This window comes from Shinella sp. NM-101 (genome assembly GCF_021401195.1).
Taxonomy (GTDB): domain Bacteria; phylum Pseudomonadota; class Alphaproteobacteria; order Rhizobiales; family Rhizobiaceae; genus Shinella.
The window spans coordinates 477,861-490,634 of the sequence record NZ_JACBFT010000002.1 but is presented as its reverse complement, the minus strand read 5'-3'; the positions used below and the strand labels follow the sequence as shown (position 1 = coordinate 490,634).

The following is a 12,774-nucleotide window of genomic DNA, read 5'->3' as shown; positions in this document are numbered from 1 at the left end:
GTCCGGCAGAACCACGAGAAGAACATCCGGACGACCATCATAAAGTCATGCTCTTTGGGAAAGTTCGGCCTATGGCTTCTGGACGCAGGATAGTTCTCTCTTTTTCCCTCGCCGCCTTCATGACGGCCGTTCCGGTGCTCGCCCTCGCCGCCGATGCGGCAACGGGTGAAGATGCCGGGCAGCAACAGGTGCAGAACCTCCCCGCGATCGTCGTCACCGCCGCTGAAAAGCGCCCCATCGTGGACCGCGTGATCGCCACCGGCACCGTCCAGGCGGTCGAGGAGGTCTATGTCACCCCGCTCGTCGAAGGCCTTTCCATCCGCACGCTCGCCGCCGATGTCGGCGACCGGGTGGAAGCGAACGGCACGCTGGCGACGCTGAACGACGACGCGCTGGTCCTGCAGAAGAGCCAGACCGAGGCTTCGCTGGCCAAGGCGAATGCCGCGCTTGCCCAGATCAAGGCCCAGCTCGTCGAGGCCAGGGCCAATGCGGACGAGGCCGTTCGCGTCCGCGACCGCGCCCAGCGTCTCGTCAAGTCCGGCTCGCAGTCGCAGGCCAATGCCGACCAGGCCGTCGCCGCCGCCGATGCCGCGCTGGCCCGCGTCAATTCTGCCGAGCAGGCGATCGCCGTTTCCGAGGCCGACATCAAGGTGGCGCAGTCACAGATCGACGACATCGACCTGAAACTTGCCCGCACCTCGGTCAAGTCGCCCGTCGCCGGTCTCGTTTCCGCCCGCACGGCGAAGATCGGCGCCATCGCCAGCGGCGCCTCCTCTCCGCTCTTCACCGTCATCCGCGACGGCGAGATCGAGCTCAAGGCGGACGTTTCGGAGGATGCCGTCCTCAAGCTTGCGCCGGGGCAGAAGGCAACCGTCACGCTGGCAGGCGGCGCGGCACGGCTCACCGGCGCGGTGCGCCTGGTCGAACCGACCCTCGATGCGCAAAGCCGCCTCGGCCGCGTCTACATCCGCTTCGACGAACCGGGCAAGGCGCGCGCCGGCATGTTCGCCAATGCGGAGGTCGTCATTGAGGAAAGGGAGGGCATCACCCTGCCGCTTTCCGCCATCACGACGGCGGACGGCAGGACGGTGACCCGCAAGGTCGAGAACGGCATGGTGAAACTGGTTCCGGTCGAGACCGGCATCCAGGACGGCCAGGTGATCGAGATCGTCAGCGGCCTTGCCGCAGGCGACGAGGTGGTCGCCAAGGCCGGCGCCTATGTCCGTGACGGCGACCGCATCAACCCGGTCCACGGCGAACAGGCTTCGGCCACGAAATGACGCCAGGCTCCGCGATGGCGGGGCCGCAATGCCGGGCGCAGCGCCCGGATGCATGACGGGCGATCCGGGACGGGTCGATCCGGGTGAACGTCCGGTCTCGCAAGAAGGACTTTGGGGACATGAATTTTTCAGCTTGGTCCATTCGCAACCCGATTGCGCCGCTGCTCGCATTCTTCCTGCTGCTCTATGTCGGCATCCAGTCCTTCTATGCGCTGCCGATCACGCGCTTTCCCAATATCGACGTGCCGGTCATCGCCATTTCCGTGACGCAGAGCGGCGCCGCGCCGGCCGAGCTCGAGGTCCAGGTCACCAAGGAGATCGAGGACGCGGTCGCCGGCATCGAGGGCGTCGACGACATCATGTCCACCGTCACCGACGGCAGTTCCATCACGTCGGTGCTTTTCAAGATCGAGAAGCCGACGAACCAGGCGCTCCAGGACGTCAAGGATGCGATCGACCGCATCCGCAGCGACCTGCCGGCCTCGATCGAGGAGCCGGTCGTCAGCAAGATCGACGTGGAAGGCCAGGCGATCCAGACCTTCGCGGTCTCCTCGCCCAACATGACGCTCGAAGAGCTGTCCTGGTTCGTCGACGACAAGGTCAAGCGCGCCCTGCAGGGCCAGCCCGGCATCGGCAAGATCGACCGCTTCGGCGGCGCCGACCGCGAGGTGCGCGTCGACCTCAACCCCGACAAGCTCGAATCCTTCGGCATTTCCGCCGCCGACGTGAACCGCCAGATCCGCAGCATGAACGCGGATATCGGCTCGGGCCGCGGCCAGATCGCCGGCGCGGAACAGGCGATCCGCACGCTGGGCGACGCCCGCTCCGTCGAGAAGCTGACCAACACGATGATCGCCCTGCCGAACGGCCGGTTCGTGCGGCTTTCCGATCTCGGCAAGGTCACCGACACCTACGAGGAGCCGCGCTCCTTCTCGCGCTTCAACGGCAACCCGGTCGTGACCTTCGCGGTCTTCCGCTCCAAGGGCGCCAGCGAAGTGACGGTCGCCGAATCCGTCGCCAAGTCGCTCGACACGGTGCGCACGCAATATCCCGACGTCTCCATCGAGCTGGTCGACGATTCCGTCTACTTCACCTACGGCAACTACGAGGCCGCGCTCCACACGCTGATGGAGGGCGCGCTCCTCGCCGTCATCGTCGTGTTCCTGTTCCTGCGCAACTGGCGGGCGACGCTGATTTCCGCCGTGGCGCTGCCGCTGTCGGCCATCCCGACCTTCTTCGTCATGGACCTGATGGGCTTCTCGCTGAACCTCGTCTCGTTCCTGGCGCTGACGCTGGCGACCGGCATCCTCGTCGACGACGCCATCGTGGAAATCGAGAACATCGCGCGGCATATCCGCATGGGCAAGACGCCCTACCGGGCAGCGATCGAGGCCGCCGACGAGATCGGCCTTGCGGTCATCGCGACGACCTTCACCATCATCGCGGTCTTCGTGCCGGTCTCCTTCATGCCGGGCATTCCGGGCCAGTATTTCATCCAGTTCGGCCTGACGGTCGCCGTCGCGGTGTTCTTCTCCCTCATGGTGGCCCGCCTCATCACCCCCGTCATGGCGGCCTACCTCATGAAGTCGGGCGACGCCGACGGCCATGGCGAGGAGAAGGAAGGCGCCTTCATGCGCTTCTATACCTGGCTCGTCAGCAAGACGACGAGCACATGGTACGCCCGCTATGCGACGCTCGCCGCCGCCATCGTCTTCCTGATCGCTTCCGTCGGCCTGCTCTTCACCGTGCCGGGCAGCTTCCTGCCGCCGGACGACGCCTCGCGCGTCGTGCTCTCCGTCGAGCTGCCGCCCGATGCGATGCTTGACGACACCGACCGCACCACCACGCAGATCTATGATCGGATCAAGAACATCGACGGCGTCGAGAGCGTCTTCGTGCTCGGCGGCTCCTCGCCGAAGGGCGACATCGAACTGCGCCGCGCCTCGGTGACGGTCATCCTCGACAAGCTGGAGCATTCGCTTGCCCACAGGCTGGTGAACGACGTCATCGGCCGTATCCCGCTGATCGGCCCGCACCTGCCGAAGATGGAGGCCAAGGGCCGCCTGCGCCCGCAATGGGACATCGAAAAGGAGCTCTTCGCGACCCTGCGCGACATTCCGGACGTGCGCATCATCAAGCTCAACGACCGCGGCGAGCGGGACCTCGCGTTCAACCTGCTCTCCGACAACGAGGCGGACCTCAACGACACCGTCGCCGTTCTGGAATCGAAGCTGCGCGCCGATCCGCTGCTGGCGAATGTTAGCTCGGAAGGCTCGCTGCCGCGGCCCGAACTGCAGATCCGCCCGCGCGACGACCAGATGGCCCGCCTCGGCATCACGACGGCGCAGATCTCGGAAGTCGTGCGCGTCGCCACCATCGGCGACATCGATTCCCAGCTCAGCAAGGTCTCGCTCGACGACCGCCTCATCCCCATCCGCGTAAAGGTCGATCGCAGCTTCCGCACCGACCTCGCCGCCATCCGCAACCTCAAGATACAGACGGCGGGCGGCCAGTTCGTGCCGCTCTCCTCCGTCGCGGACATCTCCTATTCCGAAGGCCCGAGCGCGGTGAAGCGGCACAACCGCAACCGCGTCGTCTCGATCGGCTCCGACCTCCAGCAGGGCGTCGCGCTCGACACGGCGACGGCCCGCTTCAAGGAGATCGCCTCCGGCATCGACATGCCGTCGACCGTGCAGTTCGCGGAAAGCGGCGACGCGGAAATCCAGGGTGAGATGCAGCAGTCCTTCGCCAATGCCATGCTGCTCGGCGTCCTGCTCGTGCTGATGGTGCTGATCCTGCTCTTCAAGGACGTGATCCAGCCCTTCACGATCCTGCTCTCGCTGCCGCTCGCCATCGGCGGCGTGGCAGCGGGCCTGATCCTGACGCAGAACGCGCTCTCCATGCCCGTCCTCATCGGCATCCTCATGCTGATGGGCATCGTGACGAAGAACGCAATCCTGCTCGTCGACTTCGCCATCGAGATGATGCACCACGGCATGGAGCGCGTGCACGCCATGATCGAGGCCGGCCGCAAGCGCGCCCGCCCGATCGTCATGACCTCCATCGCCATGTCGGCGGGCATGCTGCCCTCCGCGCTCGGCGTCGGCGAAGGCGGCTCGTTCCGCTCGCCCATGGCGATCGCGGTGATCGGCGGCATCATCGTCTCGACGGTGCTTTCGCTGGTCGTCGTGCCGTCCTTCTTCCTCATCATGGACGACCTTTCGCGCTTCCTCGGCTGGCTGTTCGGCCGCTTCGTCGGCAAGAAGGACGAGGAACTGCTGGCCATGGAACCGGAAGCCCTCACCCGGCTTGCCGACCAGACCGCGCGCGACGTCAGCGATCTGGAGAAGCGGATCGAGACGCTCGAAAAGAAGAACGGCGAGCGCAAACCCTTCAGCGTGGTGCATCATTCGCCGCTTGCCGCCGAATAAGTCGCCTTTACTGCACGAACGGCCGGTCCGGCATGCACCGGGCCGGCCGTTTGATAGTTCATTGATCGAAATCAAGTAAGGCTTGCCCGACCTCGACTATCTTTCTCCCATCGAAGACCCAAAGATGCCTGCGGGAGCACGGAGTGAGATCGATGAACAGGCTGATGAAACCCGGCGCACGGGAACGCGAAACCCTGCTGAACTCGGGCCTTCTTTCCATGCTCGGCGTGGAGAGCGTCACGGCGATGATGGAGATCGCGGTCATCGGCAACCTGCCGGCGCGCCAGATGCTGTTCCGCGAGGGCGAGCCTGCCGACATGCTGCACTGCGTTCTCTCGGGCTATGTCCGCGTCTACAAGCTCGATCCCGACGGCCGGGAAGCCGATGTGGAACTCTACGGTCCCGGCGACCTGATCGGCGCGAGCGTCGTGCTCGACGGCGGCCGTTATCCCGCCACGGCACAGGCGGCGGAACCTTCGCTGATCGCCCGTTTCGACCTCAAGCGCGTGCGCGACATCGCCGCCCGCCGGTCGGACCTCGCCGTCGCGCTTGCCACCGCGCTCTCGGGCCAGCTTTCCAGGGTCTTCGGCAGCCTGGCCGATGACCGGCTGCACACGGCGCCGCAACGGGTCGCCCGCTACCTGCTCTCCCATTGCACGGCGGACGGCAGGGCGTCCAGCTTCCGCCTGCCCTACCAGAAGAGCCTGCTCGCCGGAAAGCTCGGCCTTGCGCCGGAAGCCCTCTCGCGCGCCTTCTCGCTGCTGCGGGGCCACGGCGTCAGCGTGCGCGGCCGCCTCGTCCATATCGGCGACCCCGAGGCATTGCGGCGGGTCTGATCACAGCCCGCCCTGAACCCGCAGGAAATCGACGATCCGCTCGACGCCCTCGCCGCGCTTCATGTCCGAGAACACGAAGGGCCGTGCCGCGCGCATGCGCTCCGCATCCCGTTCCATCACATCGAGATCGGCCCCGACATGCGGGGCAAGGTCCTTCTTGTTGATGACGAGAAGGTCCGAACGCGTGATCCCCGGCCCGCCCTTGCGCGGGATTTCCTCCCCCTGGCAGACGGAGATCACGTAGATCGTCAGGTCCGCCAGATCGGGCGAGAAGGTCGCCGCCAGATTGTCGCCGCCCGATTCGATGAAGACCACGTCGAGATCGGGAAAACGCCGGTTGAGATCGGCGATGGCCTGGAGGTTGATCGAGGCATCCTCGCGGATCGCCGTATGCGGGCAGCCGCCCGTCTCCACGCCGACGATGCGGTCGGAGGACAGCGCCTGCATGCGCACCAGCGCCTCCGCATCCTCCTTGGTATAGATGTCGTTGGTGACGACGGCGACGGAATAGCTTTCGCGCATCGCCTTGCAGAGCTTTTCGGTGAGTGCCGTCTTGCCCGAGCCGACGGGACCGCCGATGCCGACGCGCAGGGGACCGTTCTTCGATGTCATGGTGAACCTCCGGAGGATACGGAGCGGCCGGCCGGGAACGCCGCCACCCCTTCATTCGTGTCTGCGCCGGGACGGGCGCGGCAGCAAGCGCGTTCATGAGCGGAACAGCCGCGTCGGCAGCGTCTCGTGCCGCAGGCTGGCGATATCCGCGCGGATGGTCGCGGAGCCGAGGTCATCATCGAGCGTGGAGCCCGCCGCCGCTGCGGCAAGGGCGATGATCTCCTCCTCCAGCCCGGCCAGCACCGACACGGCGTTCTTCTGGCCGATGACGCCGCAACGGATGGCGACCGACACGAGGTTCGAGGCGACGGCATGGAGGAAGGCCGCAAGCGCCGCCTCCGCGCCGATACCATGCGCGGCCGAAACCGCGCCGACCGCGACCGGATAGGCCGCCGCCTCCCCCAGCGCGTCCAGAACCGGATGCGGCCAGCTTGCCGCGGCCGCGAGGAAGGCCCCGCCCTGCAGCATGGTTTCGAGGTGCCGCTCCGCCGAGCCGGACAACGCCCCGGCCAGCGCTGCGATCTCCGCAAGCCGTTCCGCATCGTCAAAGGCGCGGTGCGCGGCGGCCAGCAGCACGGCATCGTTCCACAGGGTGCCATGGGCCAGCAGGCAGAGGAGCCAGCCGCGCAACGTCTGCGCATCGCCCACGTCGCCATCGGCCACCGCCTGCTCCAGTCCGCCGGAATAGGAGAAGGCGCCGACCGGGAAGGCCGGCGAAAGCCACGTCATCAGCCGGACGAGCGCTACGGTATCAGCCATGGCCGTGATGATGGTGCCCGTTGCCGTGATAGGCGCCGCGCAGCGGATGGAACGGTTCGGAAATCTCGCGCACGCCTGCGCCGAGCCCCGTCAGCATGTCGCGGATGACATGGTCGCGAAGGATGAGGATCCGCTCCCCCTCGATCTGCGCCGGCAGGTGGCGATTGCCGAGATGCCAGGCAAGTTCCACGAGATGCAGCCGGTCCTTCGGCGTCACCTCGTAAAGCGCCTCCTCCGCCGCGATCACCTCGATGGTCTCGCCCGTCTCCGTCAGCAGGAGATCGCCCTGGCCAAGCTGCACCGGCTCCTTGAGGTCGAGCATGACCACGTCGTCATGCTGCATGTGCAGCAGCTTGCGGCGCACATGCCGCTGGTCGTGCGCCAGCACCACGACGTCGATGGGCGTGCGGTTTCCGCCGGTGCCGTGCGGCAGGATTGTGGTGCAGCGATAGGGCAAGGAGGGACCTCGGGAGTCGATGGGTGTTTCCCGAGAAAAGCATGTTTGTCCGGCCAAGGGAACCGCAGATACGCTGCACCGCATCATTTGCCGCCGGTCGACCTCAACGCCGGCGCCCGCCCGCCACCTTGCGGCTCGGCGCAAGCAGTTCCTCGCCCTCGTCCTCGTGGATGGCCCGGTCGCGGCCAAGCGACTTGGCGAGATAGAGCGCCCTGTCCGCCGCCTCGAAGACGGCCTCCAGGGACCGCCCGTCCCGCCGGTCGGCGATGCCGGCGGACAGGGTGACGGCGATCGCCCCCTCGCCCGCCTCGATCCGCCGTGCGGCGACGGAGCGGCGCGCTTCCTCCACCAGCAGCCAGCAGTCTCCGCGGTCCTCGCTGCGGATGAAGGCGGTGAACTCCTCGCCGCCAAAGCGGCCGACGAGATGCGCCGGCAGGAAGACCCGGCGCAGTTCCTGCGAAACGGCGGCGATCGTCGCATCGCCGGCCGCATGGCCATGGCCGTCGTTGACCGCCTTGAAGCGATCTATGTCGAACAGCACGAAGAAGCCGTTCTCCGCCGTTTGCGAGAACGCCTCGGTGAAGGCCCGCCGGTTGAAGAGGCCGGACAAGGGATCCAGCCGGCTCCGCCGCTCGAATTCGGCGCGCGAGAGCGAGAGTTCATGGATCGCCATGCCGATCACCCAGGCAAGCAGCGCGGTCACGCTCGCCGCGATCACCAGCGTCGTCGACCCGCCGAAGCTGATGGCGGAGCTGAGGGAATAGGGCAGGAGGTCGAAATAGGCGAGGACCGTGGCGGCGATGAGATAAGTCGCGGTCGCAAGCGCCGTCGCCACCAGAACGGTGTTCAGCACGAAAGCCGAAATGTCGGCCTTCGTCTCGAAGACGCCGAGTTCGATCTGGGCCCTCAGCCAGAGGGCCAGCCTGCCGCGCATAAATCTCTCCATGGTGCACGAAGAGATTCTACAGGGCGCGCCTTCAGGGATGTCTAATGCATTCGGTAGAACTTTAACCATCCCGTTGGGGAACGGCCGGCCTCAGAAGAGGAAGTAGCGCTGCGCCATCGGCAGCACCGTTGCGGGCTCACAGGTCAGCAGTTCCCCGTCCGCCCGCACCTCATAGGTCTCCGGGTCCACCTCGACATGCGGCGTCAGGTCGTTGAGGATCATCGAGGCCTTGGAAATGGCGCGGGTATTGCGGACCGCGAGCAGTTGCTTGGCGACGCCGAGCCGTTCGCGCAGGCCGAGGTCGATGGCGGCCTGGGAGACGAAGGTGACGGAGGAATTCGTGCGCATCTTGCCGAAGGCACCGAACATCGGCCGGTAATGCACCGGCTGCGGCGTCGGGATCGACGCATTGGGATCGCCCATGGGCGCCATCGCGATCGAACCGCCGATCAGCACCATGTCCGGCTTCACGCCGAAGAAGGCCGGGTTCCACAACACGAGATCCGCCCGCTTGCCGGCCTCCACGGAACCGATCTCGTGGCTGAGGCCGTGCGCGATAGCCGGGTTGATCGTGTATTTGGCGATGTAGCGGCGGATGCGCAGGTTGTCGTTGTCGCCCGTCTCGCCGGCAAGCCGGCCGCGCTGGCGCTTCATCTTGTCGGCCGTCTGCCAGGTGCGGATCGCCACCTCCCCGACGCGGCCCATGGCCTGGCTGTCGGAGGAGATGATGGAGAAGGCGCCGATATCGTGAAGGATGTCCTCCGCCGCGATGGTCTCCTTGCGGATGCGGCTTTCGGCAAAGGCGATGTCCTCCGGGATCGACGGCGACAGGTGGTGGCAGACCATCAGCATGTCGAGATGCTCGGCGATGGTGTTGACCGTATAGGGCCGCGTCGGATTGGTCGACGAGGGGATGACGTTGGCGTGGCCGCAGACCTTGATGATGTCGGGCGCATGGCCGCCGCCGGCCCCTTCGGTATGGAAGGCGTGGATCGTCCGGCCCCGGATGGCCGCCATCGTATCCTCCACGAAGCCGCTCTCGTTGAGCGTGTCCGTATGGATCATCACCTGTACGTCGTATTCGTCCGCGACGGAAAGGCAGCAGTCGATGGCGCCCGGCGTCGTGCCCCAGTCCTCGTGCAGCTTCAGCGAGGAGGCCCCCGCCTTCACCATTTCCTCGAGCGGCGCCGGCAGCGAGGCATTGCCCTTGCCGGCGAGCGCCAGGTTCATCGGGAAGGCGTCGAAGCTCTCAATCATGCGCTCGATGTGCCAGGCACCCGTGCAGGTGGTGGCGAGCGTGCCGTGCGCCGGGCCGGAGCCGCCGCCGAGCATCATGGTGATGCCGCTTGCCAGCGCCTCCTCGATCTGCTGCGGACAGATATAGTGGATATGCGCATCCATGCCGCCCGCCGTCAGGATCTTGCCCTCGCCGGCGATCACCTCCGTCGAAGGCCCGACGACGATGGTGACGCCCGGCTGCGTATCCGGGTTCCCGGCCTTGCCGAGCGCGGCGATGCGCCCGTCCTTCAGCCCGACATCGGCCTTGAAGATGCCGGCATGGTCGATGATCAGCGCATTGGTGATGACGGTATCGACGGCGCCCTCCGCCCGCGTTGCCTGGCTCTGCCCCATGCCGTCGCGGATGACCTTGCCGCCGCCGAACTTCACCTCGTCGCCATAAGTGGTGAAGTCCTTCTCCACCTCGGCGAAGAGCTCCGTATCGGCAAGGCGCACCCTGTCGCCGGTGGTGGGGCCGAACATGCCGGCATAGGCGGCGCGGGACATTCTGTAGGACATGGTCAGCTTCTCCGGGAGGCGGAAGGAGGATCGAGGCGGTCGAGATGGCCGGCGGCGATGCGGGCATCCACCCAGCGCCGCTCGGCGGCGAAGGGATGCCACTGCCAGCCAGCATGGCCGAAGCCGGCGAGGAGGACACGGTCACCGGCCGTGGCGAGATTGTCGAGCACATGGGCGATGACGATCAGCCCGGAGCTCGGCACCACATAGGGCGGCGGATCGAACGCGGCGAGCGCGGCGTCGAGCCCATGGTGCACGTCGGCCGGGACGATCGCCAGCCGCCGGCCCGTCGCCTGTGCGAAGGTCTCGAAACCGGTGGTGTAGTCGTCGCAGAAATCGTCGAGGTCGGGATGGCTTTCGGCAAGCGGGGCGCGCAGCGCCGCAAAGACGTCCGGGGAGCGCACGCACCAGATTTCACGCGCCTGCCGCACGGTGGCGCTCGCCTTCCAGCGCCCGCCGGCGAGCATGTCCAGCGCCGGGCGGCCCGTGTTGCAGACGGCGACGACATCGGTCTTGAGGCCGCCGGGTCCGGCCGAGCGGCAGCCGTTGAAGCGGATCACGAGATCGGCGGCGTCGATCGTTTCTGCGACACCCTGCGCAATGCTGCCGTTTCCCACGATGACGATCCTGCGCGGCACCGGCGCTCCCTCAGTTTTCCCGTCCGGGGACGGCCTGCAATCCGGCCCTGCCCTCGCCCATCGCGGCGAACGCCCTCCCCGACGGATGAAGGGCGGCGGCCGTAAGGACGCGGGCGCACATGTCAGAGCTTCCCCATCACGCCCTGGCGGAACCCGTAGATTTCCCGCTTGCCGGCGAAGGGAACAAGATGGACGCTGCGCGTCTGGCCCGGTTCGAAGCGGACGGCGGTGCCGGCGGGAATGTCGAGCCGCAGGCCCCGCGTCTTCTCGCGATCGAAGGACAGGCCGGGATTGGTCTCGTAGAAATGATAGTGGCTGCCGACCTGGATCGGCCGGTCGCCGGTATTGGAAACATCGAGCGTCGTGACCGGCAGGCCGGCATTGAGTTCGATCTCGCCTTCGGCGGCAATGATTTCGCCCGGTATCATGCTCTTCCTCACGCAGCTTTCGACGGTCCGCAGCCTTCGGCCTTGAGGACCCGCCGGGTGGATGCCGGATGTTTCCCGAGCAGCGCCGCCGGCCGAACCGGCCGTCGCACGAACTCGCCGCCGCAATTCGGACAGGCGCCGCCGAGGATGCCCGCCACGCAATCCGCGCAGAACGTGCATTCGAAGGTGCAGATCATCGCATCCGGGCTTTCCGGCGGAAGGTCGCGGTCGCAGCATTCGCAGTTCGGCCTGAGTTCCAGCATGGTGCTACCTTATCGGCTCGTGGACGGTCACCAGCTTGGTGCCGTCGGGAAAGGTGGCTTCGACCTGGATGTCGTGGATCATCTCGGCAATGCCGTCCATCACCTGGTCGCGGGTCAGCACATGCGCGCCTGCCTCCATCAATTCGGCGACGGGGCGGCCGTCGCGCGCGCCCTCGACGACGAAATCGGTGATGAGCGCGATCGCTTCGGGATGATTGAGCTTCACGCCGCGCTCCAGACGCCTGCGCGCCACGATCGCCGCCATGGCGATGAGCAGTTTGTCCTTTTCGCGTGGGGTCAGGTTCATCGGCGATCCATGGTTCGTCTCCAGGAGCAGGTCCGCCGGAAATGCGTGCGGTCTTGCGTCGGGAATTGCGAAAACAAAAGACTGGAGCGGTCTCGCGATTCGGAGCAGCGCGGAAACGCTCTAGAGACTCCAGACTTTCGGCACGCCCGCGCCATTACGCAAGTGCGAAATGACGGGAACGAGTATTTTTCTGAGCGCCAGGCCGTCGTCCGCGACAAGGCGGGCGACGAGCTTGCTCTGCCACTGGCTGACGCCGCCCTGCGCGCCGTCCAGGAGCCGGCGCAAAGGCTCCAGTTGCGCATCGGCCGCGGCGCCGCAAAAGAGCACGGTGGCAAAGGCCCGCGCGCCGGCAAGCACTGCCCGTTCTCCCGCAAGGCGAGCCACCTCCCCCTCCAGACGCGCCTCTTCCGCATGGATCAGCCTGCCCGCCCGGCGGATGCGCCAGCGGTCGCGGAAGAAGCCGGCGGTGACCTCCTCGCCCATCGCCTTGCGGCCGAGCAGGACGGCCTCCACGGCAAGGAACGCCGCGTCCCCGGCAAGGTCCACCTCCAGCCGGCGCGTGAGCGAGGAACGGTCGAAGAGAATGGTCTCCTGCGGCAGCCAGTCCACGCGCGCCGATGTTCCCACCGCAATGCGCGTTTCGACGGCGGCGGTGGCGGCGCTCGCCTTGTAGATCCGCTCGCAGGCCTGCGTCGTTGCCGTCAGGTGCGTTCCGGCCGCCGCGTCCAGCCGCCAGTCGATGCGGTCGCCGCCCGTCAGGCCGCCGGCGGTGTTGATGAGCACCGCCTCCATCGTGCCGTCGAACGTCCTGGGCAGGCGGATCTTGGCGCAGCCCTCCTGATAGAACACGTCCAGCCGCGTGCCGGCGGCGGAGGCTTTCGTGGCCAGCCTGCCCTCCCCGCGCGCCCGTTGCGGGCGGCCTTGCAGAACGGCCGGTTCCTGTGTCGGTGCGGTCATGTGCGAATGCAATCCCCGGGCCTTTTCGGCAGGCAGGTTCCACCATGGCAGCCCGCGGCGCAA

The 12,774-nt window shown here is 66.8% G+C and carries 13 protein-coding genes; 3 read left to right on the top strand and 10 right to left on the bottom strand.

From position 1 onward, the window contains the following. The first annotated feature begins 119 nt into the window (after positions 1–119). The 3 genes from L0976_RS06215 (at position 120) to L0976_RS06205 (ending at position 5,547) form a co-directional block, all read left to right on the top strand. Positions 120–1,280: an efflux RND transporter periplasmic adaptor subunit gene (locus L0976_RS06215; RefSeq protein WP_234186690.1), complete on the top strand. Its 1,161-nt coding sequence runs from the start codon at positions 120–122 to the stop codon at positions 1,278–1,280. A 119-nt stretch (positions 1,281–1,399) separates the two neighbouring features. Continuing rightward, complete coding sequence (locus L0976_RS06210; RefSeq protein ID WP_234186544.1) at positions 1,400–4,711, top strand: efflux RND transporter permease subunit; 3,312 nt, start codon at positions 1,400–1,402, stop codon at positions 4,709–4,711. A 152-nt stretch (positions 4,712–4,863) separates the two neighbouring features. Continuing rightward, the gene (locus L0976_RS06205) at positions 4,864–5,547 is read left to right on the top strand and encodes a Crp/Fnr family transcriptional regulator (protein ID WP_203315946.1); all 684 of its coding nucleotides are present in this window, start codon (positions 4,864–4,866) and stop codon (positions 5,545–5,547) included. Here L0976_RS06205 and ureG read toward each other — a convergent pair whose 3' ends face one another. The 10 genes from ureG to L0976_RS06155 form a co-directional block, all read right to left on the bottom strand. Next, positions 5,548–6,159, bottom strand: coding sequence for an urease accessory protein UreG (gene ureG / locus L0976_RS06200; protein WP_234186543.1), 612 nt, complete (start codon positions 6,157–6,159; stop codon positions 5,548–5,550). Between the two features lie 93 nt (positions 6,160–6,252). Next, entirely contained in the window at positions 6,253–6,927 is a 675-nt protein-coding gene (locus L0976_RS06195) for an urease accessory protein UreF (RefSeq protein ID WP_370643599.1), read from the bottom strand. Further along, positions 6,911–7,375 carry an urease accessory protein UreE gene (gene ureE, locus L0976_RS06190; protein WP_234186541.1) on the bottom strand — a complete coding sequence of 155 codons (465 nt, stop codon included), beginning with the start codon at positions 7,373–7,375 and terminating at the stop codon, positions 6,911–6,913. Before ureE ends, L0976_RS06195 begins: the two co-directional genes overlap by 17 nt. A 103-nt stretch (positions 7,376–7,478) precedes the next feature. Continuing rightward, entirely contained in the window at positions 7,479–8,309 is an 831-nt protein-coding gene (locus L0976_RS06185; RefSeq protein ID WP_234186540.1) for a GGDEF domain-containing protein, read from the bottom strand. Positions 8,310–8,411: 102 nt separating this feature from the next. Beyond that, positions 8,412–10,118 (bottom strand): urease subunit alpha, encoded by a 1,707-nt coding sequence (gene ureC, locus L0976_RS06180; protein ID WP_203315950.1) that lies wholly within the window; start codon positions 10,116–10,118, stop codon positions 8,412–8,414. A gap of 2 nt (positions 10,119–10,120) precedes the next feature. After that, positions 10,121–10,756 carry a Urease operon accessory protein gene (locus tag L0976_RS06175; protein WP_234186539.1) on the bottom strand — a complete coding sequence of 212 codons (636 nt, stop codon included), beginning with the start codon at positions 10,754–10,756 and terminating at the stop codon, positions 10,121–10,123. Positions 10,757–10,878: 122 nt separating this feature from the next. After that, a complete protein-coding gene (locus L0976_RS06170) occupies positions 10,879–11,184 on the bottom strand; it encodes an urease subunit beta (RefSeq protein ID WP_203315952.1) in 306 nt (101 codons plus the stop codon). Between the two features lie 8 nt (positions 11,185–11,192). Continuing rightward, positions 11,193–11,447 carry a DUF1272 domain-containing protein gene (locus L0976_RS06165; RefSeq protein ID WP_203315953.1) on the bottom strand — a complete coding sequence of 85 codons (255 nt, stop codon included), beginning with the start codon at positions 11,445–11,447 and terminating at the stop codon, positions 11,193–11,195. A 4-nt stretch (positions 11,448–11,451) separates the two neighbouring features. Next, positions 11,452–11,754, bottom strand: a complete 303-nt coding sequence (locus tag L0976_RS06160; protein ID WP_203315954.1) for an urease subunit gamma — start codon at positions 11,752–11,754, stop codon at positions 11,452–11,454. Positions 11,755–11,874: 120 nt separating this feature from the next. After that, positions 11,875–12,711 (bottom strand): urease accessory protein UreD, encoded by an 837-nt coding sequence (locus L0976_RS06155; protein ID WP_234186538.1) that lies wholly within the window; start codon positions 12,709–12,711, stop codon positions 11,875–11,877. Positions 12,712–12,774 lie beyond the last annotated feature (63 nt).

Excerpts from the sequence above, each read along its gene's own strand:
- L0976_RS06210 (WP_234186544.1), top strand. The coding sequence starts at position 1,400 with ATGAATTTTTCAGCTTGGTCCATTCGCAACCCGATTGCGCCGCTGCTC.
- L0976_RS06165 (WP_203315953.1), bottom strand. The coding sequence starts at position 11,447 with ATGCTGGAACTCAGGCCGAACTGCGAATGCTGCGACCGCGACCTTCCG.
- ureC (WP_203315950.1), bottom strand. The coding sequence starts at position 10,118 with ATGTCCTACAGAATGTCCCGCGCCGCCTATGCCGGCATGTTCGGCCCC.
- L0976_RS06160 (WP_203315954.1), bottom strand. The coding sequence starts at position 11,754 with ATGAACCTGACCCCACGCGAAAAGGACAAACTGCTCATCGCCATGGCG.
- L0976_RS06185 (WP_234186540.1), bottom strand. The coding sequence starts at position 8,309 with ATGCGCGGCAGGCTGGCCCTCTGGCTGAGGGCCCAGATCGAACTCGGC.
- L0976_RS06170 (WP_203315952.1), bottom strand. The coding sequence starts at position 11,184 with ATGATACCGGGCGAAATCATTGCCGCCGAAGGCGAGATCGAACTCAAT.
- L0976_RS06205 (WP_203315946.1), top strand. The coding sequence starts at position 4,864 with ATGAACAGGCTGATGAAACCCGGCGCACGGGAACGCGAAACCCTGCTG.
- ureG (WP_234186543.1), bottom strand. The coding sequence starts at position 6,159 with ATGACATCGAAGAACGGTCCCCTGCGCGTCGGCATCGGCGGTCCCGTC.
- L0976_RS06155 (WP_234186538.1), bottom strand. The coding sequence starts at position 12,711 with ATGACCGCACCGACACAGGAACCGGCCGTTCTGCAAGGCCGCCCGCAA.
- L0976_RS06215 (WP_234186690.1), top strand. The coding sequence starts at position 120 with ATGACGGCCGTTCCGGTGCTCGCCCTCGCCGCCGATGCGGCAACGGGT.